Origin of the sequence: Citrobacter freundii complex sp. CFNIH9, assembly GCF_002903305.1 — a bacterium.
Classification (GTDB): domain Bacteria; phylum Pseudomonadota; class Gammaproteobacteria; order Enterobacterales; family Enterobacteriaceae; genus Citrobacter; species Citrobacter portucalensis.
Genome location: NZ_CP026238.1, coordinates 3,926,251 through 3,951,427 on the forward strand (window position 1 = coordinate 3,926,251; position 25,177 = coordinate 3,951,427).

The following is a 25,177-nucleotide window of genomic DNA, read 5'->3' on the forward strand; positions in this document are numbered from 1 at the left end:
GAAATAAAAAACCCCGGACATAAGCCGGGGTTAATTTAAATACTGGAACAGCTAATCAATAAGACTAAATATGCAGTTCCTGCAGTTTCTCTTTCGGTAGCGCCAGCTCTTCATTGCTGTTCACGCGTACATCACGCTCCAGAATATGACGCGCGATATCCTGTGCTTCGCTAAGAGAGTGCATCTGATACGTACCGCACTGGTAAACGTTCAGCTCCGGGATCTGGTTCTGATCCTGTACTTTCAGCACGTCCGCCATTGCCGCTTTCCACGCGTCGGCTACGCGCTGTTCGTCCGGCGTACCAATCAGGCTCATGTAGAAGCCGGTACGGCATCCCATCGGAGAGATATCGATAATCTCAACGCCGTTACCGTTAAGGTGGTTACGCATAAAACCTGCAAACAGGTGTTCCAGCGTATGGATACCTTTCTCAGGCATCACTTCTTTGTTCGGAATGCAGAAACGCAGATCAAACACGGTGATTGCGTCGCCATGCGGGGTGTTCATCGTTTTTGCAACCCGGACCGCGGGAGCTTCCATCCGGGTGTGATCGACAGTAAAACTATCTAACAACGGCATTTAGCCACCTCCGATAAATTTTTTAAAAATAATCTGAACTCTTTGTTCCGGGGCGAGTCTGAGTATATGAAAGACGCGCATTTGTTATCATCATCCCTGTTTTCAGAGATGAAATTTTGGCCACTCCCGAGTGGCCTTTTTCTTTTGTATCAAGCGTGCTTTTCCAGCCACACGCTAAACGGCTCGGTATCAGCCGCTTCGATCTCCTGTTGACGACGCTTTGAAGCCTCGGTTTCAGCAATAAATTCAGCTTCCTGCACTATTTCTAACGGCTCTTCACGCAGCAGATTTCGGTAAGCCTCACCCAACGCTTTGCCCGTGCCGCCAATGCCTTCATCAATCATAGACCGTAGGATCCGGGCAGAGAAAGTCAGTTCAGGATTGTCAAAACAGGCAACCAGTTCATCACAGACCTTCTGATACTCCTCTCCCCCATCGATGCTGTCCAGCGTTTGTGCCACTCGTTTCAGATCGCGGAACAAATCTTTCCCAACCTTCGGCAGCGGGAACTGGGCTGTTTCACAGCCAATACCTAACGTCAGCCCAGGCTTACGCCCTTCGAGAATCACGCGATTCCAGTTTTTACGCGTACACAGCAATTCATCGCTGCTCATTTCCGGGGCATCAGCCAGCGCACACCAGACCATAAACAGATCGAGGAAGCGCACCTGCTGCTCGTCCACGCCGATAGGCGAGAACGGGTTGATATCCAGCGAGCGTACTTCGATGTACTCGATACCGCCACGCAGAAGCGCATCTGATGGCGTTTCTCCACGACGAGTGACGCGTTTCGGGCGAATAGGCGCATACAGCTCATTTTCAATCTGCAGAACATTGCTGTTAATTTGCAGACGCTTACCGTCTTTCTCCAGACCGATCGCCGCGTACTCCTCGGAAGGCGTCTTAATCGCGCGCTTTAATCCTGCCACATACTCATGCAAATCGTTAAACGTAATTCCGAGATTGCTTTGCGACTTATTGGTATAGCCCAAATCACTCAGACGCAGCGACGTTGCGTACGGCAGGTAATACATCCCACAGTCGGTTTTTTCAAACGGCAGAGTTGTTGGTTTTCCTTGCAGGAATGAGGAACAAATGGCCGGGGAGGCACCAAACAAATACGGGATCACCCAACCAAAACGGTAGTAGTTGCGGATCAGACGGAAGTAGCCCGCGGAGATCTTCTCTTTTGCATCCTCACCTTCGGTTACACCGCATTTCGCCTGCCAGAAAGCCATAGGCAGCGAGAAGTTGTAGTGTACGCCCGAGATTGTCTGCATCAACGCGCCGTAACGGTTTTTGAGGCCTTCACGGTACAGCGTCTTCAGGCGACCGGTATTCGACGAACCATACTGCGCCAGTTCTATATCCTGACCTTCGGCAATATAGCAAGGCATGCTCAACGGCCACATACGCTCGTCGCCAAGATTTCTGGCGGTATAACGATGTAAGTCGCGCATGAACGTGAGCATTTTCTCAATGTCGTCACCGGGTGGAGTAATGAACTCCAGCAATGCTTCGGCAAAGTCAGTGGTTATCCACTTATGCGTTAGCGCTGAGCCTAACACCTCAGGATGGCCTGTCGTTGCTAATGACCCATCTGCATTAACACGCAGCGTTTCGCGCTCCAGACCACGTTGAATCCCCTTTAACGCCTGAGGATGGTTTTCCAGCCAGGCCAGCGCCTGTGATACGTCCGGGATCAAATTGACCTCCCGCCTGTCAAAATCGTTTTAATTAGCATAATGGTATTGGTTACCCTGAAGGCTATCCCATAACACAATTAGTGCCACCACATAATGCCTTGTGTCGTAACCGCTGCGACAACAACATAGCGCAGCGCCTTGCCAAGGCATAAGAAAAAGAGAACTGGGCCCCACGAGATGCGCATCCACCCGGCTAACAGGCACAGCAAATCCCCCACAACCGGCATCCAGCTTAATAATAGTGTGACAGCGCCATAGCGCCGCAGCCAGCCAGTGGCTTTTTCTTGCCAGCGCGATGTTTTACGCAATGGAAAGAAACGCCCAAGGATAACGTTAGTTAACCCTCCAAGGCTATTACCCATTGTTGCTGTTAAGACTAAGACCCAGGGATGACTGACCCCGGAAACCAACAAAGCAACCAGAACAACTTCAGAATTGCCGGGTAATAGCGTGGCACTGAGAAAACTGCTGGCAAACAGTGACAGGAGCGACAGTCCATCACTCACAATAACCGGACATCCACGGCATCCATTCCCGCGGCATGCGCCGCCTGTATTCCAAAATCGGCATCTTCAAACACGACGCAACGAGCCGGAACAACCCCCATACGTTCGGCACAAAGCAAAAACGTATCAGGAGCCGGTTTATGGTGTTGTACGTGATCGGCTGCGACTACAGCATCAAAATAGCGACGCAGACCAAGGTGAGCGAGCAGCGCTTCTGCAATTGCGCTTTCACTACCCGTACCTACCGACATAGGACGACGACCATGCCAGGCTTTCACGACATCAACCAACGGCAAAGGCTGGACGCTATCCAGCAGCATGCTTCTCACCTTGTCAGTTTTTTCACGTGCCAGTGCATGAGGATCAAGATCGGCATGGTTTAATTCAATTACCGACTGCGCAATACGCCACGTTGGGGAACCATTGAGAGCGACCATGGCATGTTCATCAAACCGTAGTCCATAATGCCCCAATACCTCATGCCACGCCTTACGATGCGTAGGCTCGGTATCCAGGATGGTACCATCCATATCAAAAATCAAACCCGCATAACGTTCGTACATCGTCTTCTCACAAGCCGAGTGACCAGACGTTATTTTATCGTAATTGATTGATTTTGTCGCTGACAGCGAATTGAGGGGTGTTCAGAGAGTATGTGGAAATGATTTAGAGGGAGGGACAAGATGGTGCATCCGGGAGGATTCGAACCTCCGACCGCTCGGTTCGTAGCCGAGTACTCTATCCAGCTGAGCTACGGATGCATCGGGAATTGCTGATTACTACTGATACTGCGAAGAAGATGGTGCATCCGGGAGGATTACTCGGTTGCGCCTCGCCCTGCGGGCCGTTGCTGAAGCAACGTTATCCTCCCTGGTGCTCGCGATTATCTCGCAGACCATGAAACAACAGTTTTGCTGTTGTCTCGGAGAATATGGTGCATCCGGGAGGATTCGAACCTCCGACCGCTCGGTTCGTAGCCGAGTACTCTATCCAGCTGAGCTACGGATGCATCGGAAAACTTGCTTTACTGCCGATATTGATATCGTGATAAGCGATATCAAGTAAGAGATGGTGCATCCGGGAGGATTACTCGGCTGCGCCTCGCCCTGCGGGCCGTTACTAAAGCAACGTTATCCTCCCTGGTGCTCGCGATTATCTCGCAGACCATGAAACAACAGTTTGCTGTTGCCTCGGAGAAGATGGTGCATCCGGGAGGATTCGAACCTCCGACCGCTCGGTTCGTAGCCGAGTACTCTATCCAGCTGAGCTACGGATGCATCAGGGAAACTTACTTTACTGCAGATTTGATGTCGCTGCTAAAGCGCTATCAAGTAATATGGTGCATCCGGGAGGATTCGAACCTCCGACCGCTCGGTTCGTAGCCGAGTACTCTATCCAGCTGAGCTACGGATGCAAATGGCGGTGAGGCGGGGATTCGAACCCCGGATGCAGCTTTTGACCGCATACTCCCTTAGCAGGGGAGCGCCTTCAGCCTCTCGGCCACCTCACCAACACGCCTCTTGCGAGTGCTTCGAAGAACTTGTTTCTGCTCATCGTCGCTGCGTGGCGCACATATTACTTTCTGGGACTTATAAGTCAAACAATTTTTCCAGAGCTTTTATCGTTTGCACATTTCACGCGCAATTAGTCTGCAAAAACGGCAAAAAGAGTGTTTTATCAACAGATAAATTGGCAATTTCCTGAAGGAGTGAACAAACGGAAACTTCGCAGGAAAAGGCATTACGCGCAGTGGAATCGAAAAAATGGGGAAGACAAAGAAGAAAAGAGAAGAAAAAGAGTAACTCGATCAGGTTGCGCCTCACCAGAAAGGTGAGACGCGAAAACCTTAGTAACTGGACTGCTGGGATTTTTCAGCCTGGATACGCTGGTAGATCTCTTCACGATGGACAGAAACTTCTTTCGGGGCGTTTACGCCAATGCGCACCTGGTTGCCCTTCACCCCTAAAACTGTCACGGTGACCTCATCGCCTATCATGAGGGTCTCACCAACTCGACGAGTCAGAATCAGCATTCTTTGCTCCTTGAAAGATTAAAAGAGTCGGGTCTCTCTGTATCCCGGCATTATCCATCATATAACGCCAAAAAGTAAGCGATGACAAACACCTAAGTGTAAGCAGTCACGGCATCACATTCTGTTAAACCTAAGTTTAGCCGATATACACAACTTCAACCTGACTTTATCGTTGTCGATAGCGTTGATTCAAACGCTGCGGATTGAAGTCCGCAGCGTCGACTTACGCTTATAATTATTACAGTTTTGCGCTGACCCAGCCTTTCACACTGGCTAACGCTGCAGGCAGAGCCGCTGCATCCGTACCACCGGCTTGCGCCATGTCCGGACGACCGCCACCCTTACCGCCGACCTGCTGAGCGACCATTCCAACCAGTTCCCCTGCTTTCACGCGATCTGTCACGTCCTTAGACACACCCGCAATCAGAGAAACCTTACCTTCCACTACCGTTGCCAGAACGATAACGGTAGACCCCAGTTGATTTTTCAGATCATCAACCATGGTACGCAACATTTTCGGCTCAACGTCCGCGAGTTCGCTGACCAGCAGCTTCACGCCGTTGATATCAACCGCTTTGCTGGAAAGATTTGCACTCTCCTGCGCCGCAGCCTGTTCCTTCAATTGCTGCAATTCTTTTTCCAGTTGACGTGTACGCTCCAGCACGGAACGAACTTTGTCACCGATATTCTGGCTATCGCCTTTCAGCAGCTGCGCAACATCGCTTAAGCGATCGCTCTCAGCATGCACGGTTTGGATAGCACCTTCACCGGTTACGGCTTCAATACGACGAACGCCTGCCGCAGTACCTGACTCGGACACAATGCGGAACAGACCGATATCACCCGTACGGCTGGCGTGAGTACCGCCACACAGTTCGGTAGAGAAATCACCCATGCTCAGAACGCGCACATGGTCGTCATATTTCTCGCCAAACAGTGCCATTGCGCCTTTGGCTTTTGCCGCTTCGAGATCCATGATGTTCGTTTCAATCGGCAAGTTGCGACGGATTTGCGCGTTCACCAGATCTTCAACGGCACGGATTTCAGCAGGCTTCATCGCTTCGGTATGAGAGAAGTCGAAGCGCAGCAGTTTATCGTTAACCAACGAGCCTTTCTGTGCCACATGTGTGCCCAGAACCTGGCGCAGCGCTGCGTGCATCAGATGCGTTGCGGAGTGGTTCAAACGAATACGCGCACGACGGGCTTCATCCACATCAGCCTGTACCGCATCACCAATTTTCAGAGAACCCGCAGACAGCTTGCCGATGTGACCGATAGCCTGGCCATATTTCTGCGTGTCGCTAACGGCAAACGCGAAGCCTGCGCCTTTCAGCTCACCCTTGTCGCCAACCTGACCACCAGATTCCGCATAGAACGGCGTCTGATCCAGTACGACAACGGCATCCTGACCTGCGTTAATTGCGTCTACCGCTTTACCATCAACAAACAGCGCGGTCACTTTGCCGTTCAGTTCCAGGTGCTCGTAGCCTTTAAATTCAGAGGCGCCATCAACGCGAATCATCGCATTGTAGTCTGCGCCGAAGCCGCTGGCTTCACGCGCACGACGGCGCTGTTCTTCCATTGCAGCTTCAAAGCCCGCTTCATCAACCTTAATGTTACGCTCGCGACAAACGTCTGCCGTCAGGTCAACCGGGAAACCGTAGGTGTCATACAGACGGAATGCGGTTTCGCCATCCAGCGTATCGCCAGACAGTTTTGCCAGTTCTTCGTCCAGCAGCGCCAGACCACGCTCCAGAGTACGCGCAAACTGCTCTTCTTCGGTTTTCAGAACCTGTTCAACCATAGCCTGCTGACGCTTCAGTTCTTCACCTGCAGAGCCCATGACGTCCACCAACGGACCAACCAGCTTGTAGAAGAAGGTATCCTTCGCGCCCAGCATGTTGCCATGACGTACCGCGCGACGAATGATACGGCGCAGCACATAGCCACGGTTTTCATTCGACGGCACAACACCATCGGCAATCAGGAATGCACAGGAACGGATATGGTCGGCGATAACGCGCAGAGACTTGTTGCTCAGATCGGTTGCGCCAGTGACTTTCGCCACGGATTCGATCAATGAGCGGAACAGGTCGATTTCATAGTTGGAGTTAACGTGTTGCAGCACGGCCGCAATACGCTCCAGACCCATACCGGTATCCACGGACGGTTTCGGCAGCGGTTCCATGGTGCCGTCAGCCTGACGGTTGAACTGCATGAAGACGATGTTCCAGATCTCAATGTAGCGATCCCCATCTTCTTCTGCGCTTCCCGGAGGTCCACCCCAGATATGGTCGCCGTGGTCGTAGAAAATTTCGGTACATGGACCGCAAGGACCGGTATCACCCATCTGCCAGAAGTTGTCTGAAGCATAAGCCGCACCTTTGTTATCACCGATACGGATGATACGTTCGCGCGGAATACCGACTTCTTTTTCCCAGATTTCATAGGCTTCATCGTCAGTTTCATAGACGGTTACCCACAGACGCTCTTTTGGCAGGGCAAACCAGTTTTCACCGGTCAGCAGTTCCCATGCATATTGAATAGCGTCGTGTTTGAAGTAATCGCCGAAGCTGAAGTTGCCCAGCATTTCGAAGAAAGTGTGGTGACGTGCAGTGTAACCGACGTTTTCCAGGTCATTGTGCTTACCGCCCGCACGTACACAACGCTGCGAGGTGGTTGCGCGGGAATAATTACGCTTGTCGAGGCCAAGGAAAACATCCTTGAACTGGTTCATCCCGGCGTTGGTAAACAACAAAGTAGGGTCATTGTTCGGTACCAGGGAGCTGCTGGCAACTACCTGGTGTCCTTTACTATGGAAAAAATCGAGAAACGCCTGACGGATCTCAGCGGTGCTCTTGCTCATAATTATCCTGAAGAAATCAAGCTAACGAAATGTCATTACCAGCATCGGCACGCAAACTGCGCCTCTGGCAATCGAAAAGTGGGAATAAGATAAGTTTTCTTTACTGGGAAGTAAAATCCCGTATGCGGTCAATCGTCAAAATTTCGCCATATTGCCTGAATATCTTCCATCAGATAGCCGCGATAGAGCAAAAAACGCTGGACCTTTATCTTATCTGAAAAATCGACAGGTAAAGGTTCACCGTACTTACGAATAGCCTGCTCGCGTGCAAGCACTGCCCAGTCAATTTCGCACTCACGCATGGCCCGCTCGATAGCTTCACGTGCGATCCCTTTTTGGTTTAATTCCTGGCGCACTCGGGCTGGTCCATAACCTTTGCGGCTACGGCTGGCGATAAACTGCTGCACGAAACGATCATCATCCAGATAACGACTTTCAATACACCAGGCGATGACCTTGTCGTAATCCTCCGGCGTGGCATCAATTTCTTCTGGTCCATTTTTCCCCATCACCGGAGCGGCCAGCTTGCGCCGCAGTTCCTGCTCGCTGTGGTCGCGCATCGCCAGAATGCGTACGGCGCGGTCAAGCAGTCGGGAATAAGCGGAACGGCGGGAAGTTGCTTCTGTCATAGTAAGCCTTCAGAAATGAAAAAGGGCTGCATGATATGCAGCCCTTTACTATATGTGATTCACAACATGCGATTCAAAACAGATTATCAGAAATCTTCGTTCGTTTCTTTTACGTCTTCGCCGCTGTCATCAACGGAGAAATCAGGCGTTGAATCCTGGTTATTGAGCAGTAACTCACGCAATTTCTTCTCAATTTCTTTCGCAGTTGCCGGGTTTTCTTTCAGCCAGTTGGTCGCATTCGCCTTACCCTGACCGATTTTCTCACCGTTGTAGCTGTACCATGCACCGGCTTTTTCAATCAGCTTCTCTTTCACGCCCAGGTCAACCAGTTCGCCGTAGAAGTTGATGCCTTCACCATAAAGGATCTGGAATTCAGCCTGTTTGAACGGCGCTGCAATTTTGTTTTTCACAACCTTAACGCGGGTTTCGCTGCCGACCACATTGTCGCCTTCTTTCACCGCGCCAATACGACGGATATCCAGACGAACAGACGCATAGAATTTCAGGGCGTTACCACCGGTGGTGGTTTCCGGGTTACCAAACATAACGCCAATCTTCATACGGATCTGGTTGATGAAAATCAGCAGCGTGTTGGACTGCTTCAGGTTACCGGCCAGCTTACGCATCGCCTGGCTCATCATACGCGCCGCAAGGCCCATGTGAGAGTCGCCAATCTCACCTTCGATTTCTGCCTTCGGCGTCAATGCGGCAACGGAGTCGACAACGATAACGTCAACCGCACCGGAGCGCGCCAGCGCATCACAGATTTCCAGCGCTTGTTCACCGGTATCCGGCTGAGAACACAGCAGGTTGTCGATATCAACGCCAAGCTTACGGGCATAGACCGGATCCAGCGCGTGTTCCGCATCGATAAATGCACAGGTTTTACCTTCACGCTGTGCAGCGGCAATAACCTGCAGGGTCAGCGTTGTTTTACCGGAGGATTCAGGCCCGTAGATTTCGACGATACGGCCCATTGGCAATCCGCCCGCGCCCAATGCGATATCCAGAGAAAGCGAACCGGTGGAGATAGTTTCCACATCCATGGAACGGTCTTCACCCAGGCGCATGATGGAGCCTTTACCGAATTGCTTTTCGATCTGACCCAGCGCTGCAGCCAACGCTTTCTGTTTGTTTTCGTCGATAGCCATTAATTACTCCTGTCATGCCGCTTTCGGGTTAAACCGCGAAACGTGATAGATAATGTTCTGTTGAGGCAATTATACTGTATGCTCATACAGTATCAAGTATTTTGTAGAAATTGTTGCCACAGGGTTTGTAACGCGTAGACGGTCGCCTGTCGACGTACCGCGTCGCGATCGCCGCTGAAGCATTCCCGACGCGTAATCCCCTCGCCGCTCGCGCTGGCAAAGGCGAACCATACGGTACCTACGGGCTTTTCTTCACTGCCGCCATCCGGCCCGGCAATACCGCTGATCGAGACCGCGAAATGCGCGCGGGCAGCTTTTAGCGCGCCAATCGCCATCTCCACCACTACAGGCTCGCTCACCGCCCCATGCTGGGCCAGCGTCTCTTCGCGCACGCCTATCATCTGTGCTTTGGCTTCGTTGCTGTAGGTCACAAACCCGCGTTCAAACCAGGCGGAGCTTCCGGCAATATCCGTAATCGCTTTGGCCACCCAGCCGCCGGTGCAGGACTCCGCCGTCGTAACGGTCGCCCCACGCGCTTTCAGCGCCAGGCCAACCTGCTCACTTAACTGCATCAGTTCACTGTCGGTCATTTCAGCCTCTGTCAGTTAAAAAATATGCCGGACAAGATAGCACTTTCATAACCAATGTGGGGATGGAGAGAACGTTTTACGAGGGGGATTCCAAAAATTGCTCCGTTGCATAAATAAGACCTGCCAGATGACGATATCAGGGCATCTTATCCGGCCTACAAGAGATTTCTTCCTGTAGGCCGGTGGAGCGATTACTGCACGCGGGCCAGCGCGACCGCCTGACCCAACTGCCACACGGCCATCGCGTAGTGGGTACTGTGGTTGTAGCGGGTGATGGTGTAGAAGTTCGGCAGTCCATACCAGTACTGATAGCCGGTACCAATATCCAGGCGCAGCAGGCTGGCCTGCTGATGATTACCCAACGACTTCTGTGGCGTCAGACCCGCGGCAGCAAGCTGAGAAATGCTGTACTGGGTTTTAAAGCCGTTCGCCAGCCCTGGTGCCTGACCATTTGCCGGCACCGCGACCGTATCGCCTTTCACCCAGCCGTGGCCCTTGAAGTAATTCGCCACGCTACCGATGGCATCAACCGGATCCCACAGGTTAATGTGGCCATCACCATTAAAATCAACGGCATATTGCTTATAGGAAGACGGCATAAACTGGCCGTAGCCCATCGCGCCGGCAAAAGAACCTTTCAAATCGAGCGGATCGTCGCTTTCATCTCGCGCCATCAGCAGGAAGGTTTCCAGTTCACCAGAGAAGTATTCCGCACGACGAGGATAGTTAAACGACAGCGTCGCCAGCGCATCCAGAATCCGCGTTTTACCCATCACGCGGCCCCAACGCGTTTCAACGCCGATAATGCCAACGATAATTTCCGGCGGAACACCATAGACCTGCCACGCGCGGTTCAGCGCATCTTCATATTGATTCCAGAAGGCCACACCATTTTGCACGTTGTCAGGCGTGATGAACTGTTTGCGGTAGCGCAGCCATGCGCCGTTAGGACCGGCTGGCGGTTGAGTCGTCGGTGCCTGGCGGTCCATCAAACGCAATACCGAGTCCAGACGCTTGGCCTGCGACAGGATCTCCTGCAACTGCTGGCGGTCAAAGCCGTGCTTGTTGACCATTTTTTCGATGAACTGCTGCGCGTTGGGATTATTGGCAAAATCACCGCCCGTTTGCATGACGTTGTGCTGTGGCTCAAGCAGGAAGCCGCCGGATGGCGCACCCGTAGTCGTTTGAGTCTCTGAAGGTTTAGGTTTGCTGCTACAGGCAGCGAGCAGTACGAAAAGGGGGAGTAACGCTACATAACGACGCTTGAACATGAGACATCCATTAAACAAATTCAGCCTGGGAGAAGTATGGTAAAGCATCCTCCGGCATACAAGGAAGCGGTAGTCGCTCTCCTTCACAGAATTTACATCCCCTTTCATCTCTGACCTTCACATTTGCGAGCTTTCACGCAATAACTTTCAAATTAAAATATTTATCTTTCATTTTGAGATCAAAATAACACTTTTATATCTTTCAATCTGATTAAAATTAGCCACCGTTTGGCAAGATAACTAAAATCCCTACAGGAGAGAATAATGATCGACACCATCACACTCGGTGCTGAGTGGTTTATCGGGCTGTTCCAGAAAGGCGGAGAAGTGTTTACCGGTATGGTGACCGGTATTCTTCCCCTGCTGATTAGCCTGCTGGTCATCATGAATGCGCTGATTAACTTTATCGGCCAGCAACGTATTGAACGTTTTGCTCAGCGCTGCGCCGGAAATCCACTGTCCCGCTATTTGCTGCTGCCGTGCATCGGCACATTTGTATTTTGTAACCCGATGACGCTGAGTCTGGGTCGCTTTATGCCAGAAAAATACAAGCCCAGCTACTACGCCGCCGCCTCTTACAGTTGCCATTCAATGAACGGCTTATTCCCGCACATCAACCCCGGCGAACTGTTTGTCTATCTAGGGATCGCCAGCGGCCTGACCACGCTGGGGCTTCCGCTTGGCCCACTGGCGGTGAGCTACCTGCTGGTCGGTTTGGTGACTAACTTCTTCCGCGGCTGGGTGACCGATTTCACCACCACTATCTTCGAGAAAAAAATGGGCATTCAACTTGAACAGAAGGTGCATCTGGCGGGAGCAACATCATGACACGTATTCGTATTGAAAAAGGCACCGGCGGCTGGGGTGGCCCCCTTGAACTGGATGCCATTCCGGGCAAGAAAATTGTCTATATCACCGCAGGAACTCGCCCCGCAATAGTCGACAGGATAGCAAGCCTGACCGGTTGGCAGGCAGTTGATGGCTTCAAAGAAGGCGAGCCGCCGGAGAACGAAATTGGTGTGGCGATCATCGACTGCGGCGGCACGCTGCGCTGTGGGATCTATCCCAAACGCCGTATACCGACGGTGAATATTCACGCTACGGGTAAATCCGGCCCGCTGGCTCAGTACATTGTCGAAGATATCTATGTCTCTGGCGTGAAAGAAGAAAACATCACGATAGTCGGCGAGGCATCCGCTGCACCTCAACCTGCAAGCAGCACTATCGGTCGCGATTACGACACCAGTAAAAAGATTACCGAACAAAGCGACGGCCTGTTGGCAAAAGTGGGAATGGGCATGGGTTCAGCCGTTGCGGTTCTGTTCCAGTCCGGACGTGACACCATCGATACCGTCCTGAAAACTATTCTGCCATTTATGGCGTTCGTCTCGGCACTGATCGGCATCATTATGGCTTCGGGTCTGGGAGACTGGATTGCCCATGGACTCGCGCCGCTGGCCAGCCATCCGTTGGGACTGGTTACTCTGGCGCTGATCTGCTCTTTCCCGCTGCTGTCGCCTTTCCTCGGCCCCGGTGCGGTTATCGCCCAGGTTATCGGCGTGCTGATCGGTGTACAGATTGGTCTGGGGAACATTCCTCCGCATCTGGCGCTACCTGCCCTGTTCGCTATTAACGCCCAGGCTGCATGTGACTTTATTCCGGTTGGGTTGTCGCTGGCCGAAGCGCGTCAGGATACTGTCCGCGTCGGCGTGCCATCTGTACTGGTGAGCCGTTTTCTGACCGGCGCACCTACCGTTCTCATCGCCTGGTTTGTTTCTGGCTTTATTTACCAATAAGGGGCACTCAAAAATGACCGTAATTTATCAAACCACCATCACCCGTATCGGCCAGAGCGCCCCGGATGCACTGTGCGACCAGATGCTGATTACCTTTCGTGAAGGCGCGCCAGCGGATATCGAAGAGTTTTGTTTCATCCATTGCCACGGGGACCTGAACGGCTCTTTAAAAGCAGGGATCCAGTTTGAACTGGGCCAGCACCACTACCCGGTCACCGCCGTTGGCAGCGTGGCGGAACAAAACTTACGTGAACTCGGGCATATCACCCTGCGCTTTGACGGGCAGAGCGAAGCGGAATTCCCCGGCACTGTACACGTTGCGGGCCCCGTCCCGGACGGTATCACCCCGGGCTGTATTTTGAAGTTTGTTGCTTAAGATTGAAGGAGATAAAAATGAATCAGGTTGCCGTTGTCATTGGTGGAGGCCAGACCCTGGGGGCATTCCTTTGCCGTGGGCTTGCGACAGAAGGATACCGCGTCGCGGTGGTGGATATTCAAAGCGATAAAGCTGCCAACGTCGCGCAAGAAATTAACGCCGAGTTTGGCGAAGGTACCGCGTACGGTTTTGGCGCAGATGCCACCAGCGAACAGAGCGTGCTGGCGCTGTCGCGCGGAGTGGATGAAATATTCGGTCGTGTCGATCTGCTGGTTTACAGTGCGGGTATCGCTAAAGCCGCGTTTATCAGCGACTTTCAGCTTGGGGATTTCGACCGCTCGCTGCAGGTCAATCTGGTCGGCTACTTCCTCTGTGCTCGTGAATTTTCACGCCTGATGATCCGCGATGGCGTGCAGGGACGCATTATCCAGATCAACTCAAAATCAGGGAAAGTGGGCAGCAAACACAATTCAGGCTACAGCGCGGCAAAATTTGGCGGCGTGGGCTTAACCCAGTCGCTGGCGCTGGATCTGGCGGAGTATGGGATCACCGTACATTCGCTGATGCTCGGCAACCTGCTGAAATCACCAATGTTTCAGTCGTTATTACCGCAATATGCGACCAAGCTGGGCCTTAAGCCAGACGAAGTGGAGCAGTACTACATTGATAAGGTTCCGCTTAAACGCGGCTGCGATTATCAGGACGTACTGAACATGCTGCTGTTTTACGCCAGCCCAAAAGCCTCTTACTGCACCGGGCAGTCCATCAACGTGACCGGTGGTCAGGTGATGTTTTAATGTTGAATTGCCGGATGGCGGCTGCGCTTATCCGGCAAAATCAAAGGAGTACATAATGGTTTCCGCACTGATTACCGTCGCCGCTATCGCCTGGTGCCTGCAACTGGCGCTTGGTGGCTGGCAAATATCCCGCTTTAACCGGGCGTTTGATCAACTCTGCCAGCAAGGTCGGGTTGGTGTTGGTCGCTCCGGTGGGCGTTTTAAACCGCGCGTGGTGGTAGCCATTGCGCTGGATGAGCAGCAACGGGTGACCGACACGTTATTTATGAAAGGTCTTACGGTATTCGCCCGACCAGGCAAAATTGCCACGATAATGGGCAAACATCTTGATGATTTACAGCCTGATGTGATCTTTCCCCATGATCCGTTATCACAGAATGCACTATCATTGGCGCTTAAACTGAAACATGGGTAATTTCGTTGTGAATGCTAATAGCTTGCGAAATTATCATTTTGCAACTTATTAAGTCAGGGTAATCACGCCTATGAAACCTCGTCAGCGTCAGGCTGCCATACTGGAGCATCTGCAAAAGCAGGGCAAATGCTCGGTTGAAGAACTGGCCCACTACTTTGACACGACCGGCACGACCATTCGCAAAGACCTGGTCATTCTGGAAAATGCCGGAACCGTCATTCGTACCTATGGCGGTGTGGTATTAAATAAAGACGAATCCGACCCGCCAATCGATCACAAAACGCTAATCAATACGCATAAAAAAGAGCAGATTGCCGAAGCCGCCGTCCGTTTTATACACGATGGCGACTCTATTATTCTGGATGCGGGTAGCACCGTACTGCAGATGGTGCCGATGCTCACGCGCTTTAGCAACATCACCGTCATGACCAACAGTCTGCACATTGTTAACGCCCTTTCGGAGCTGGACAACGAGCAAACTATCCTGATGCCCGGCGGGACCTTTCGCAAAAAATCTGCGTCATTTCACGGTCAGCTGGCAGAAAACGCCTTTGAGCAGTTCAGCTTTGATAAACTCTTCATGGGCACCGACGGCATTGACCTTAATGCCGGCGTGACCACCTTTAATGAGGTGTTTAGCGTCAGTAAAGCGATGTGCAATGCCGCTCGCGAAGTGATTCTGATGGCTGACTCGTCAAAATTTGGGCGCAAAAGCCCTAATGTTGTATGCAGTCTGGAAAGCGTCGACAAGCTGATTACCGATGCGGGCATCGACCCTGTGTTTCGTCAGGCGCTGGAAGCAAAAGGGATTGAAGTGATCATAACCGGAGAAACCAATGAGTGATGCACTACTGAACGCGGGCCGTCAGACGTTAATGCTGGAACTACAGGAAGCCAGCCGACTGCCAGAACGCCTGGGCGATGATTTTGTCCGCGCCGCCAATACGATTATCCACTGTGAAGGCAAAGTCATTGTCTCCGGTATTGGTAAATCAGGTCATATTGGCAAAAAAATTGCGGCGACCCTCGCCAGCACCGGCACGCCCGCCTTTTTTGTGCATCCGGCGGAAGCGCTGCACGGCGACTTAGGGATGATCGAAAGCCGTGATGTCATGCTGTTTATCTCCTACTCCGGCGGTGCGAAAGAGCTGGATCTCATCATCCCACGCCTGGAAGACAAATCCGTCGCACTGCTGGCAATGACCGGAAAACCGACCTCACCGTTGGGTCTGGCAGCCAAAGCCGTGCTGGATATTTCCGTTGAGCGCGAAGCCTGTCCGATGCGCCTGGCACCGACGTCCAGCACCGTAAATACGTTGATGATGGGCGACGCGCTGGCGATCGCCGTAATGCAGGCGCGCGGCTTTAACGAAGAAGATTTTGCCCGCTCACATCCGGCAGGTGCGCTGGGCGCTCGTCTGTTAAATAAAGTGCATCATCTGATGCGCCGTGACGATGCCATACCTCAGGTGAAGCTCACCACCAGCGTTATGGACGCGATGCTGGAACTCAGCCGCACGGGTCTTGGCCTGGTCGCGGTCTGCGACGACCAGTCACTGGTGAAAGGTGTCTTTACCGACGGAGACCTACGCCGCTGGCTGGTTGGCGGCGGAGCGCTCACCACCCAGGTTAGTGAAGCTATGACTCAGAATGGCATTACGCTGCAGGCGCAGAGCCGCGCGATTGACGCCAAAGAGATCCTGATGAAGCGTAAAATCACTGCCGCACCGGTGGTCGATGAAAACGGTAAACTCACCGGTGCTATCAACCTGCAGGATTTCTATCAAGCCGGTATTATCTAATCCTTCAGACCCAGACGTTTCGCCAGCCGGTGCAGGTTGGCGACGTCTGTTTCCAGCGCCCGCGCACTTGCCGCCCAACTGTGATTATTTTGCGCCAGTGCCCGGCGGATCATCTCCCGCTGGAACGACTCTGTTGCTTCACGCAGATTGTGATGTTGCGGGATCTCCGCAACAACTTCCGCCGCCTGCGGAGCCGGACCTTCGTCCTGCAAGGCAAAATGCTGCGCCTCCAGCACCACTTCATCCCCAGCTCTGGTAGCCCTGGCCAGAACAACCGCCCGGTGAATGGCATGCTCCAGCTCGCGCACGTTTCCGGGCCAGCCGTAATTCAGCAGATGGCTACGCGCGCCGGGGCTTAGCACCACGCGGGAAAGACCCAGCCGCAGTCGGCATTGCTCGCAAAAATAGCCGGCCAGCAGCACCACATCTTCGCCGCGCTCACGAAGAGGCGGTACAAAAAGGGGGAAGACGCTCAGACGGTGGAACAAATCCGCGCGGAAATTCCCGGCCAGCACCTCTTCGCGTAAATCACGGTTCGTCGCCGCCAGCACCCGCACATCCACGCGCAGGCTGCGATCGTCACCCACGCGCTGAATATCGCCGTACTGCAATACGCGTAGCAGCTTAGCCTGTAGCGCCAGCGAGAGTTCGCCTATCTCGTCGAGAAACAGCGTCCCATTGTCGGCCATTTCAAACTTACCGCTACGATTGCTGATAGCCCCGGTAAACGCGCCTTTTACGTGACCAAACAGCTCACTTTCGGCTACGGTTTCCGGCAACGCTGCACAGTTCAGATACACCAGTGGATTCACTGCGCGCGGCGAACCTTCATGGATAGCTTTAGCCACCAGCTCCTTCCCGGGCCCTGTTTCGCCGCTAATCAGCACGTTGAGATCAGACCCCGCCACAATCTCAATTTCTTTTTTCAACTGCATCATATTGGGCGACAGGCCAATCATCTGGGTTTCCGTCACCTGCTCAAAGTTGGTTGACGAACCTGGCAGCATATTCTGGCTTTCCAGTTGTTCAATCAGCAGCGCATTGCTCAGCGCACCCGCCGCCAGCGCGGCAATCAGCCTAAGCTCCTCATCGCTGAAAACATCGAACTGATCGGGCTCCATGCCATCCAGGGTTAACGCACCAATCAAATTTTGACCGGCGAACAACGGCAGCCCAATACAGGCATGCACCTTCAGACTCTCCTGCCCCGGAATCAGACCATCATATGGGTCTGGCAAATCGCTGTCGGCAGGGAAACGAACCACGTCTCCGGCGCGGGCAATCGCCTCCAGACGTGGATGCCCTTCCAGAGTAAAGCGTCTGCCGAGAACATCCTGCGCCAGCCCATCGATCGCCAGCGGAATAAACTGTCGCGACTCGTAGCGCAGCAGTGCCGACGCGTCGCACTCCAGCACCTGACGCAAAGTGGTTATCAGACGTTGAAAACGGTCCTGATGTCCAATACCGCTTTGTAATTCAATGGCGATGCCCGCCAGCACGTCTACGGAAAAGCTCATGACTACCTCATTGTCATTTTGACAATTCATATTGTCATATTGACAATAAAATAAATAGTCATTTTGACTACCACTTAATAAGCATAAAACAATAAAAACATTAAAATCAATAAGATAAAGAGTTGGCACGCAACCTGCAATAAGCAAAACATCTTTTTTAGAAAAACGCTGAATTAATTACTGAGGTTGCTATGTCTATTCTGGTTAAAAATAACATTCATTGGGTTGGCCAACGTGACTGGGAAGTTCGTGATTTCCACGGGACTGAATACAAAACGCTGCGCGGCAGCAGCTACAACAGCTATCTCATCCGTGAAGAAAAAAATGTCCTGATCGATACAGTAGACCACAAGTTTAGCCGTGAATTCGTGCAGAACCTGCGCAGTGAAATTGACCTCGCGGATATCGACTACATCATCATTAACCACGCGGAAGAAGACCATGCAGGGGCGCTGACTGAGCTGATGTCCTGCATCCCGGACACGCCGATTTACTGCACAGCCAACGCCATTGACTCCATCAACGGGCATCACCATCATCCGGAGTGGAACTTTAACGTGGTGAAAACCGGTGATTCACTGGACATTGGTAACGGCAAACAGCTGATCTTCGTTGAAACGCCAATGCTGCACTGGCCTGACAGCATGATGACCTACATGACCGGCGACGCGGTGCTGTTCAGTAATGACGCCTTCGGTCAGCACTACTGCGACGAACGTCTGTTTAACGACGAAGTTGACCAGACCGAACTGTTCGAACAGTGCCAGCGTTACTACGCCAACATTCTGACGCCGTTCAGCCGTCTGGTTACACCGAAAATTACTGAGATCCTCGGCTTCAACCTGCCTGTCGATATGATTGCTACTTCCCACGGCGTGGTATGGCGCGACAACCCGACACAAATCGTGGAAATGTACCTGAAATGGGCGGCGGATTATCAGGAAGACCGCATCACCATTTTCTACGACACCATGTCCAACAACACCCGCATGATGGCGGACGCCATAGCCCAGGGCATCAACGAAGTTGACCCGAACGTGGCGGTGAAAATCTTTAACGTCGCCCGTAGCGATAAGAACGAAGTTCTGACTAACGTCTTCCGCTCTAAAGGCGTGCTGGTCGGTACTTCGACGATGAACAACGTGATGATGCCAAAAATCGCCGGTTTGGTGGAAGAGATGACCGGCCTGCGTTTTCGTAACAAACGCGCCAGCGCCTTTGGCTCACACGGCTGGAGCGGCGGCGCAGTAGACCGTTTGTCTACGCGTTTGCAGGATGCTGGTTTCGAAATGTCGCTGAGCCTGAAGGCGAAATGGCGTCCGGACCTGGATGCGCTGGAACTATGCCGCCAGCACGGCCGTGAAATCGCGCGTCAGTGGGCGCTTGCTCCACTGCCGGAAACAACCGTGAAACCCGCATCCAAAGAAGAAGAATGCGCCTGCGCCGCTGCGGCTGCCGCCGATCTTGGCCCTAGCATGCAGTGCAGCGTGTGCCAGTGGATTTACGACCCGGCAAAAGGTGAACCGCTGCAGGATGTCGCGCCGGGAACACCGTGGAGCGACGTGCCGGATAACTTCCTGTGCCCGGAATGTTCATTAGGTAAAGACGTCTTCGACGTCCTGGCAACGGAGGCAAAATGAGCCGCGGAATTGTCATTATTGGTTCGGGCTTCGCCGCCCGCCAGTTAGTCAAAAATATCCGTAAGCAGGATGCAAATGTCCCGCTGACCCTGATTGCTGCGGACAGCATGGATGAGTACAACAAGCCCGATCTCAGCCATGTTATCAGTCAGTCACAGCGTGCAGACGACCTCACCCGCCAGTCGGCGGGGGAGTTTGCCGAACAGTTTAATTTGCGTCTATTTCCGCACACCTGGGTAACCGACATCGATGCTGATGCCCACGTAGTGAAAAGCCAGGATCAGCAGTGGCAGTACGACAAACTGGTGCTGGCGACGGGCGCTTCAGCCTTTGTACCGCCGGTTACCGGACGTGAGTTAATGCTCACGTTGAACAGCCAACAAGAGTATCGCGCTTGTGAAACGCAGTTGCGTGACGCCCAGCGGGTGCTGATTGTCGGCGGCGGCTTGATTGGCAGTGAACTGGCGATGGATTTCTGTCGTGCCGGTAAAGCGGTAACGCTTATCGACAACGCTGCCAGCATTCTGGCTTCGCTGATGCCGCCGGAAGTCAGCAGTCGCTTACAGCATCGTCTGACCGATATGGGCGTACACCTGCTGTTGAAATCACAGCTTCAGGGGCTGGAAAAAACGGCGTCAGGTATTAGTGCCACGCTCGATCGTAGCCGCAGCGTAGAAGTCGATGCGGTGATCGCCGCCACCGGCTTACGCCCGGAGACCGCACTGGCGCGTCGTGCCGGATTGAACATCAATCGTGGCGTCTGCGTCGATAGCTACCTGCAAACCAGCCACCCGGACATTTATGCTCTCGGCGACTGTGCGGAGATTAACGGTCAGGTGCTCCCGTTCCTGCAGCCGATTCAGCTGAGCGCCATGTATCTGGCGAAAAACCTGCTCGGCGGCAATGCGCCATTGAAACTGCCAGCCATGCTGGTAAAAGTCAAAACGCCAGAACTGCCTCTGCATTTGGCCGGGGAAACCCAGCGCCGCGATCTAAACTGGCACATCGCCGCCGAAGCGCAGGGAATGGTTGCCAGAGGGATGAACGACGAAGGCCAGCTGTGTGCGTTTGTCGTCAGTGAAGACCGCATGAAAGAGGCCTTTGCGCTGCTGAAAACGTTGCCCGTGTAAGTCCGGGATGCCGGATGGCGCCGCTTCGCGTCTTATCCGGCCTACGACTTTGCCCGGCAACGCTGCTACTCATTTATTAACCTCACGCACATGGATGTGCGTTGCCACTTGTCGGTATGCCCCGACATGTTTTCCTTGCCCCGCCAGTCCCGGGGCTTTTTTTATTTTTTCGCCAATGCTCGCGCTGCGGCAATCACGCCCTGCCCCAATGACAACCCGCCGTCGCCCGCCGGTAAACGCTGCGGGAACAGTAAGGTAAAATCACGCAGATAAAACGCCAGACGGGCCGACAATAAGCGGTTATGCATCACGCCACCGCTAAATACTAACGTCTTAATCCCGCGCGCTTCGGCCTGCATTCGCATCAGAGTGGCAAACCCACGCGCCAGCGCGTCGTGAAACGCCCACGCCCTTTCTGCTGGTTTGGCCTGCCAGTTCAGCCATTGCTGCCAAAAAACTGCTAAGTCCAGCTGATTGTCATCAAGCGGCACCGTGACTGGGTGATCAACGCCATCACATTGCGATGCCATCGCCTCAAGCGCACAGGCCGCTTCACCTTCATAACTCAATGATTCCGGTGCACATTGCAACGCGGCAGCAACGGCATCAAACAGTCGTCCGCACGATGACGCCAGCGGAGCGTTAATTCCCCGTTCAATAGCGCGCGCCAGCACGTTCCAGTTTCGATGTTGCAGCACCGATGTTTCCGGATAACGCTGCCAGTCAGGAACAAAACGCAGGCACTGCGCGAGCAGATTACGCCACGGCTGTTTTGCCGCCAGATCGCCGCCCGCCAGCGCTACCGCCGGTAAGCCGCCAAGGTGTTCGCATTCACGATAGTTGACCCGCAAACACTCCCCTCCCCACAGCGCGCCGTTTTCCCCCATACCGATACCGTCTAGCGTCAGAGCAATCACATCATCGCCATTGAGCGGCCAGCCGTGCTCCGCAAGACACGCAGCGGCATGCGCATGGTGATGCAGCACCGTTTCAGTTGGCAGCTCCATTTCACTGGCCCATTGGCTGGAAACATAGCCAGGGTGTGCATCATGCACGATACGCTGCGGCGTAAAGTCATAAATGTTCTGGATCAGGCGTAGTGCATCACGCCATTGTTGCTGAATGCCGTCATCGCTAAGATCGCCCAAATGCTGGCTGATAACCGCTTGCTCGCCGCGCACCAGACAGAAAGTATTTTTCAGATCCGCCCCTAAGCACAGCATCGGCGGCACGTCGCGAAATCCTGGCGGTAGTGCGACCGCATCTGGCACATATCCCCGGGAACGACGCAGCATTTCCCCACTGTCGCGCACCACGGAGTCATCCATCCGCTGCACAATTTCGCGATTATGCAGCAGGAAACCGTCGGCAATGTCGTGTAAATCTTCCAGCGCCTGGGCGTTGGTAATGGCCGGAGGCCTGCCGCTGAGGTTGCCAGAGGTCATCACCAGCGGACAATTCATCTCTTGTAAGAGTAAATGCTGTAACGGATTCGCTGGCAGCATGACGCCAACCTCCGTTAACCCCGGCGCAATGCCCTCGCTCAATGCAGCGACATAGCGTTTCTGCACCAGCACGATCGGCGCAGCAGGGGTAGTCAGCAAACGACGAGCGGATTCCGGTAGTCCGTCATCGCCAGGCAGCATCACTGCCAGAGGTTTCGCCGGACGGTGTTTGCGCAGCCTGAGTAGCGCTACGGCGTTATCATTTCGCGCATCGCACACCAGATGAAACCCACCAATGCCTTTAACCGCCACAATACCACCTGCTTTCAGCCGCGATACCGCCGCCTGCAGCGCCTCTTCTTTCTCCGCTCGCTCACCCGCACAGAACCACTCCAGATGAGGGCCGCATGCCGGACAAGCCACTGGCTGGGCGTGGAATCGACGGTCGTACGGATCGCGATACTCTTTGTCACATTGCGCGCAGAGTGGGAATGACGCCATTACGGTAAACGGACGATCGTAGGGCATGGCGCGGATAATCGTAAAACGCGGACCACAGTGGGTGCAGTTGATAAAGGGGTATCGGTAACGACGTTCACCGGGGGTGTTCATTTCAACAAGGCATTCGGGACAGGTCGCGGCATCCGGAACGATTTGCGTATTCATCGTACCGCCAGCACTTTGACGAATCGAGAAATCGGCAGGCTGCTGCGTCCAGGCGAATGGTTCGCTCTCAACGCTGTCAATGCGCGCCAGCGGTGGGCAGTGTTGATACAACTGCGCAATAAATTCCGCCGGATCTTCCTGTAAGCGCACAACCACACCGTCACCGTCGTTACACACATCGCCATGCAGTTGTAAGCGCTGCGCCAGTTGCCAGACGTAGGGGCGAAATCCGACGCCCTGTACTTTGCCGCGAATACGCAGCTGTACGCCGGAGTGGTTGTTTATTGTCATTAAGTCGTTCCCGCAGTCATCTATCCCGGTTTGCCTGATGGCGCTACGCTTATCAGGCCTACGTGGATGCGAACAGTAGGCCGGATAAGGCAAAGCCGCCATCCGGCATAAGTACTACCGTATTTTACGCGGATTTTCAGATATCAGAACAGCAAAGATGCGGTGGAATCCAGCGCGGCGCGACGACGTTTTTCCGCGCTCAGTTGCTCAAGCTTATTGCGATCCACATATATCAGCGCGTGAGTTGGGCACACTTCCATACAGGCAGGACCGGCCTCACGATGGTGGCACAGGTCGCACTTATTGGCTTCAGCTTTTTCTGCGCGGACGTTCAGACCTGCGCCGCTGTTACGCACGACCGGACGCACGACCACTTCCATTGCGCCGTAAGGACAAGCCACAACGCAGGTTTTACAGCCAATGCAACGTTCCTGCATTACATGAACAAAACCTTTATCACGGCTGATCGCACCGTTCGGACAGACGTTAGCGCACGGCGCGTCTTCGCACTGGCGGCACAGCGTCGCCGTGGAGACATTAACGCCTTTGATGACGTGAATGCGGGGTAAAAAGGTTTCAGGGGTCAGCGATGCGCAGTCCTGGTTATCCTGATGGGATACCACGCAGGCCACTTCACAGGTACGGCAACCAATGCATTTATTGGCGTCTGCAATGATGAAACGGTTCATCAATTTCTCCAGCAATGACAGAATATCTGCCGAAGCATACACAAATCGTGCCAGAATTTAATATACTGTTATTAAAGGAATTTTATTCTGAAGAACGCAAGAAGGGCGTGTCATCGTCACTAGTGACGATGACAAATGACAGCCGTCAGCGCGAAACGAGCGGCGCAACTGAGTCGCGCGCAATGAGTTCACCGGTGAAGGTCTTTGACGGCGTAAACGCCCCGTCACCTAGCATAAAGATCAGACGCCCAATCGTTTCCTGAATCATTTCTGTTACCGGAATTTTAACGCTGGAAAGCGCCGGAATAGTGTATGGCGCGAGGGCGATATCATCAAAGCCAATCACCGACACCTGTGCGGGAACGCTCACACCATGCTCGTGCAACTGCTTCATCGCACCGATCGCCATATCGTCATTGCTGGCCACCAATGCGGTAAAATTGACCTTGCGCGAAAGTAAAGTATCCACACCCGCTGCACCGCAGGCTGGCGTCCATTTCCCTTTAACAATCAGATCATTATTTAGCGCGATCCCATGATGTGCCAGCGCGTCTTTATAGCCTGAAAGTCGCTCCACGCCGGTTGGCGAATCCATCGAGCCGGTAATAAAACCAATCTCTTTATGCCCGGCGGCAATGAGCTGAGTAACGGCGTTAAAGCTGGTCTGCTTTTGATCGCACCATACGCTATGGCTACTGTTTTTCCGCAGGCGTCGATTAAGCACCATAATCGGCTGGCTGTGGGCATCGATGATGTCATCTATCTCATCCACGCTGAGAAAACGCGGATAAATCATAATCGCGTCACAGCGCAGGTCGAGCAGGTACTGGATCGCCTGGCGCTCTTCCTCAGCGCTATGCTTACCGTCAGCCAGTAACAGCTGGCGCCCTTTATCTTCCGCCATCCGCGCGGTATGAAACAGCAGTTCGCTGAAATAGACGCCGTGATAAAGGGTGTTTGTTACCACCAGACCCAGTGTCTGCGTGGTTTTCGCCGCGAGACTGCGCGCCAGCAAATTTGGGCGGTAACCACTCTCTTCAATGGCCTGAAACACGCGGTCTTTGGTTTCCTGGCTGACATAGCCGTTTCCGGAAAGCACCCGGGAAACCGTCGCTTTCGACACTCCGGCACGCCTCGCCACCTCCAGCATCGTGGTCATATTACTCATCCCTTTTCTCTCAATGTGACGCAGTGTACTGCACCGTTTTGCCGCTGTCCTTGCTGCTAAATCGCAGACGCTGACATCTGGTGATCGGAGTCACAATTACAAAAATTGATCAAA

General features: G+C 53.4%; 23 protein-coding genes and 5 tRNA genes. 9 read left to right on the plus strand and 19 right to left on the minus strand.

Going from position 1 to position 25,177, the window contains the following annotated elements:
• Positions 1–64: 64 nt before the first annotated feature.
• The 15 genes from luxS to mltB all read right to left on the minus strand — a co-directional run bounded on the left by luxS (position 65) and on the right by mltB (position 11,331).
• Positions 65–580 carry an S-ribosylhomocysteine lyase gene (gene luxS / locus C2U43_RS19970; protein ID WP_003037312.1) on the minus strand — a complete coding sequence of 172 codons (516 nt, stop codon included), beginning with the start codon at positions 578–580 and terminating at the stop codon, positions 65–67.
• Positions 581–729: 149 nt separating this feature from the next.
• Positions 730–2,286, minus strand: coding sequence for a glutamate--cysteine ligase (gene gshA, locus C2U43_RS19975; RefSeq protein WP_008785615.1), 1,557 nt, complete (start codon positions 2,284–2,286; stop codon positions 730–732).
• 77 nt (positions 2,287–2,363) lie between these two features.
• Positions 2,364–2,792, minus strand: coding sequence for a YqaA family protein (locus C2U43_RS19980; RefSeq protein ID WP_003825961.1), 429 nt, complete (start codon positions 2,790–2,792; stop codon positions 2,364–2,366).
• On the minus strand, positions 2,789–3,355 hold the full coding sequence (gene yqaB / locus C2U43_RS19985; RefSeq protein ID WP_003825960.1) for a fructose-1-phosphate/6-phosphogluconate phosphatase: 567 nt from the start codon (positions 3,353–3,355) through the stop codon (positions 2,789–2,791). Before yqaB ends, C2U43_RS19980 begins: the two co-directional genes overlap by 4 nt.
• Positions 3,356–3,476: 121 nt before the next feature.
• Positions 3,477–3,553, minus strand: a tRNA-Arg gene (locus tag C2U43_RS19990).
• 171 nt (positions 3,554–3,724) lie between these two features.
• Positions 3,725–3,801: transfer RNA gene (locus tag C2U43_RS19995), tRNA-Arg, on the minus strand.
• Positions 3,802–3,992: 191 nt separating this feature from the next.
• A tRNA-Arg gene (locus C2U43_RS20000) sits at positions 3,993–4,069 on the minus strand.
• 60 nt (positions 4,070–4,129) lie between these two features.
• Positions 4,130–4,206: transfer RNA gene (locus C2U43_RS20005), tRNA-Arg, on the minus strand.
• Between the two features lie 3 nt (positions 4,207–4,209).
• Positions 4,210–4,302 (minus strand) — tRNA-Ser (locus C2U43_RS20010).
• A gap of 336 nt (positions 4,303–4,638) precedes the next feature.
• Entirely contained in the window at positions 4,639–4,824 is a 186-nt protein-coding gene (gene csrA, locus C2U43_RS20015) for a carbon storage regulator CsrA (protein ID WP_000906486.1), read from the minus strand.
• Positions 4,825–5,062: 238 nt separating this feature from the next.
• Positions 5,063–7,690: an alanine--tRNA ligase gene (gene alaS, locus C2U43_RS20020; protein ID WP_103285682.1), complete on the minus strand. Its 2,628-nt coding sequence runs from the start codon at positions 7,688–7,690 to the stop codon at positions 5,063–5,065.
• A gap of 128 nt (positions 7,691–7,818) precedes the next feature.
• A complete protein-coding gene (gene recX, locus C2U43_RS20025; protein ID WP_008785618.1) occupies positions 7,819–8,319 on the minus strand; it encodes a recombination regulator RecX in 501 nt (166 codons plus the stop codon).
• An 86-nt stretch (positions 8,320–8,405) separates the two neighbouring features.
• Positions 8,406–9,470 carry a recombinase RecA gene (gene recA, locus C2U43_RS20030; protein ID WP_003037330.1) on the minus strand — a complete coding sequence of 355 codons (1,065 nt, stop codon included), beginning with the start codon at positions 9,468–9,470 and terminating at the stop codon, positions 8,406–8,408.
• Between the two features lie 92 nt (positions 9,471–9,562).
• Positions 9,563–10,060, minus strand: a complete 498-nt coding sequence (pncC, locus tag C2U43_RS20035; protein WP_048225249.1) for a nicotinamide-nucleotide amidase — start codon at positions 10,058–10,060, stop codon at positions 9,563–9,565.
• A gap of 191 nt (positions 10,061–10,251) precedes the next feature.
• Entirely contained in the window at positions 10,252–11,331 is a 1,080-nt protein-coding gene (gene mltB / locus C2U43_RS20040) for a lytic murein transglycosylase B (protein ID WP_103285683.1), read from the minus strand.
• Positions 11,332–11,595: 264 nt separating this feature from the next.
• Here mltB and srlA point away from each other — a divergent pair, with 264 nt between their 5' ends.
• The 7 genes from srlA to gutQ all read left to right on the plus strand — a co-directional run bounded on the left by srlA (position 11,596) and on the right by gutQ (position 16,517).
• Positions 11,596–12,159: a PTS glucitol/sorbitol transporter subunit IIC gene (gene srlA, locus C2U43_RS20045; RefSeq protein ID WP_003037339.1), complete on the plus strand. Its 564-nt coding sequence runs from the start codon at positions 11,596–11,598 to the stop codon at positions 12,157–12,159.
• Complete coding sequence (gene srlE / locus C2U43_RS20050; protein WP_008785620.1) at positions 12,156–13,127, plus strand: PTS glucitol/sorbitol transporter subunit IIB; 972 nt, start codon at positions 12,156–12,158, stop codon at positions 13,125–13,127. The genes srlA and srlE overlap by 4 nt, the downstream gene beginning before the upstream one ends.
• 13 nt (positions 13,128–13,140) lie before the next feature.
• Positions 13,141–13,503 (plus strand): PTS glucitol/sorbitol transporter subunit IIA, encoded by a 363-nt coding sequence (gene srlB, locus C2U43_RS20055; RefSeq protein WP_103285684.1) that lies wholly within the window; start codon positions 13,141–13,143, stop codon positions 13,501–13,503.
• Between the two features lie 17 nt (positions 13,504–13,520).
• Positions 13,521–14,300: a sorbitol-6-phosphate dehydrogenase gene (srlD, locus tag C2U43_RS20060; RefSeq protein ID WP_003037345.1), complete on the plus strand. Its 780-nt coding sequence runs from the start codon at positions 13,521–13,523 to the stop codon at positions 14,298–14,300.
• A gap of 55 nt (positions 14,301–14,355) precedes the next feature.
• On the plus strand, positions 14,356–14,715 hold the full coding sequence (gutM, locus tag C2U43_RS20065) for a transcriptional regulator GutM (protein ID WP_008785622.1): 360 nt from the start codon (positions 14,356–14,358) through the stop codon (positions 14,713–14,715).
• Positions 14,716–14,785: 70 nt separating this feature from the next.
• Entirely contained in the window at positions 14,786–15,559 is a 774-nt protein-coding gene (gene srlR / locus C2U43_RS20070; protein ID WP_103285685.1) for a glucitol operon DNA-binding transcriptional repressor SrlR, read from the plus strand.
• Positions 15,552–16,517 (plus strand): arabinose-5-phosphate isomerase GutQ, encoded by a 966-nt coding sequence (gutQ, locus tag C2U43_RS20075; RefSeq protein WP_003825938.1) that lies wholly within the window; start codon positions 15,552–15,554, stop codon positions 16,515–16,517. Before srlR ends, gutQ begins: the two co-directional genes overlap by 8 nt.
• Here the strand turns inward: gutQ and norR are convergent.
• On the minus strand, positions 16,514–18,034 hold the full coding sequence (gene norR / locus C2U43_RS20080; protein WP_103285686.1) for a nitric oxide reductase transcriptional regulator NorR: 1,521 nt from the start codon (positions 18,032–18,034) through the stop codon (positions 16,514–16,516). The two genes, gutQ and norR, sit on opposite strands and share 4 nt — an antisense overlap.
• Before the next feature lie 191 nt (positions 18,035–18,225).
• Here norR and norV point away from each other — a divergent pair, with 191 nt between their 5' ends.
• Together norV and norW are read left to right on the plus strand one after the other, a co-directional pair.
• Entirely contained in the window at positions 18,226–19,674 is a 1,449-nt protein-coding gene (gene norV, locus C2U43_RS20085) for an anaerobic nitric oxide reductase flavorubredoxin (protein WP_048225258.1), read from the plus strand.
• Positions 19,671–20,804: an NADH:flavorubredoxin reductase NorW gene (norW, locus tag C2U43_RS20090; RefSeq protein ID WP_103285687.1), complete on the plus strand. Its 1,134-nt coding sequence runs from the start codon at positions 19,671–19,673 to the stop codon at positions 20,802–20,804. Before norV ends, norW begins: the two co-directional genes overlap by 4 nt.
• Before the next feature lie 161 nt (positions 20,805–20,965).
• On the opposite strand, the gene hypF is transcribed toward norW, so the two are convergent.
• The 3 genes from hypF to C2U43_RS20105 form a co-directional block, all read right to left on the minus strand.
• On the minus strand, positions 20,966–23,206 hold the full coding sequence (gene hypF / locus C2U43_RS20095; RefSeq protein WP_103285688.1) for a carbamoyltransferase HypF: 2,241 nt from the start codon (positions 23,204–23,206) through the stop codon (positions 20,966–20,968).
• A gap of 143 nt (positions 23,207–23,349) precedes the next feature.
• Positions 23,350–23,895 (minus strand): electron transport protein HydN, encoded by a 546-nt coding sequence (gene hydN, locus C2U43_RS20100; protein WP_003037366.1) that lies wholly within the window; start codon positions 23,893–23,895, stop codon positions 23,350–23,352.
• Positions 23,896–24,040: 145 nt separating this feature from the next.
• The gene (locus C2U43_RS20105; RefSeq protein WP_103285689.1) at positions 24,041–25,054 is read right to left on the minus strand and encodes a LacI family DNA-binding transcriptional regulator; all 1,014 of its coding nucleotides are present in this window, start codon (positions 25,052–25,054) and stop codon (positions 24,041–24,043) included.
• Positions 25,055–25,177: the final 123 nt, after the last annotated feature.

What these genes read in the sequence shown, in the direction of transcription:
- luxS (WP_003037312.1), bottom strand. Translation starts at nt 580, where the DNA reads ATGCCGTTGTTAGATAGTTTTACTGTCGATCACACCCGGATGGAAGCT.
- yqaB (WP_003825960.1), bottom strand. Translation starts at nt 3,355, where the DNA reads ATGTACGAACGTTATGCGGGTTTGATTTTTGATATGGATGGTACCATC.
- csrA (WP_000906486.1), bottom strand. Translation starts at nt 4,824, where the DNA reads ATGCTGATTCTGACTCGTCGAGTTGGTGAGACCCTCATGATAGGCGAT.
- alaS (WP_103285682.1), bottom strand. Translation starts at nt 7,690, where the DNA reads ATGAGCAAGAGCACCGCTGAGATCCGTCAGGCGTTTCTCGATTTTTTC.
- recX (WP_008785618.1), bottom strand. Translation starts at nt 8,319, where the DNA reads ATGACAGAAGCAACTTCCCGCCGTTCCGCTTATTCCCGACTGCTTGAC.
- recA (WP_003037330.1), bottom strand. Translation starts at nt 9,470, where the DNA reads ATGGCTATCGACGAAAACAAACAGAAAGCGTTGGCTGCAGCGCTGGGT.
- pncC (WP_048225249.1), bottom strand. Translation starts at nt 10,060, where the DNA reads ATGACCGACAGTGAACTGATGCAGTTAAGTGAGCAGGTTGGCCTGGCG.
- mltB (WP_103285683.1), bottom strand. Translation starts at nt 11,331, where the DNA reads ATGTTCAAGCGTCGTTATGTAGCGTTACTCCCCCTTTTCGTACTGCTC.
- srlA (WP_003037339.1), top strand. Translation starts at nt 11,596, where the DNA reads ATGATCGACACCATCACACTCGGTGCTGAGTGGTTTATCGGGCTGTTC.
- srlE (WP_008785620.1), top strand. Translation starts at nt 12,156, where the DNA reads ATGACACGTATTCGTATTGAAAAAGGCACCGGCGGCTGGGGTGGCCCC.
- srlB (WP_103285684.1), top strand. Translation starts at nt 13,141, where the DNA reads ATGACCGTAATTTATCAAACCACCATCACCCGTATCGGCCAGAGCGCC.
- srlD (WP_003037345.1), top strand. Translation starts at nt 13,521, where the DNA reads ATGAATCAGGTTGCCGTTGTCATTGGTGGAGGCCAGACCCTGGGGGCA.
- gutM (WP_008785622.1), top strand. Translation starts at nt 14,356, where the DNA reads ATGGTTTCCGCACTGATTACCGTCGCCGCTATCGCCTGGTGCCTGCAA.
- srlR (WP_103285685.1), top strand. Translation starts at nt 14,786, where the DNA reads ATGAAACCTCGTCAGCGTCAGGCTGCCATACTGGAGCATCTGCAAAAG.
- gutQ (WP_003825938.1), top strand. Translation starts at nt 15,552, where the DNA reads ATGAGTGATGCACTACTGAACGCGGGCCGTCAGACGTTAATGCTGGAA.
- norR (WP_103285686.1), bottom strand. Translation starts at nt 18,034, where the DNA reads ATGAGCTTTTCCGTAGACGTGCTGGCGGGCATCGCCATTGAATTACAA.
- norV (WP_048225258.1), top strand. Translation starts at nt 18,226, where the DNA reads ATGTCTATTCTGGTTAAAAATAACATTCATTGGGTTGGCCAACGTGAC.
- norW (WP_103285687.1), top strand. Translation starts at nt 19,671, where the DNA reads ATGAGCCGCGGAATTGTCATTATTGGTTCGGGCTTCGCCGCCCGCCAG.
- hypF (WP_103285688.1), bottom strand. Translation starts at nt 23,206, where the DNA reads ATGACAATAAACAACCACTCCGGCGTACAGCTGCGTATTCGCGGCAAA.
- hydN (WP_003037366.1), bottom strand. Translation starts at nt 23,895, where the DNA reads ATGAACCGTTTCATCATTGCAGACGCCAATAAATGCATTGGTTGCCGT.
- C2U43_RS20105 (WP_103285689.1), bottom strand. Translation starts at nt 25,054, where the DNA reads ATGACCACGATGCTGGAGGTGGCGAGGCGTGCCGGAGTGTCGAAAGCG.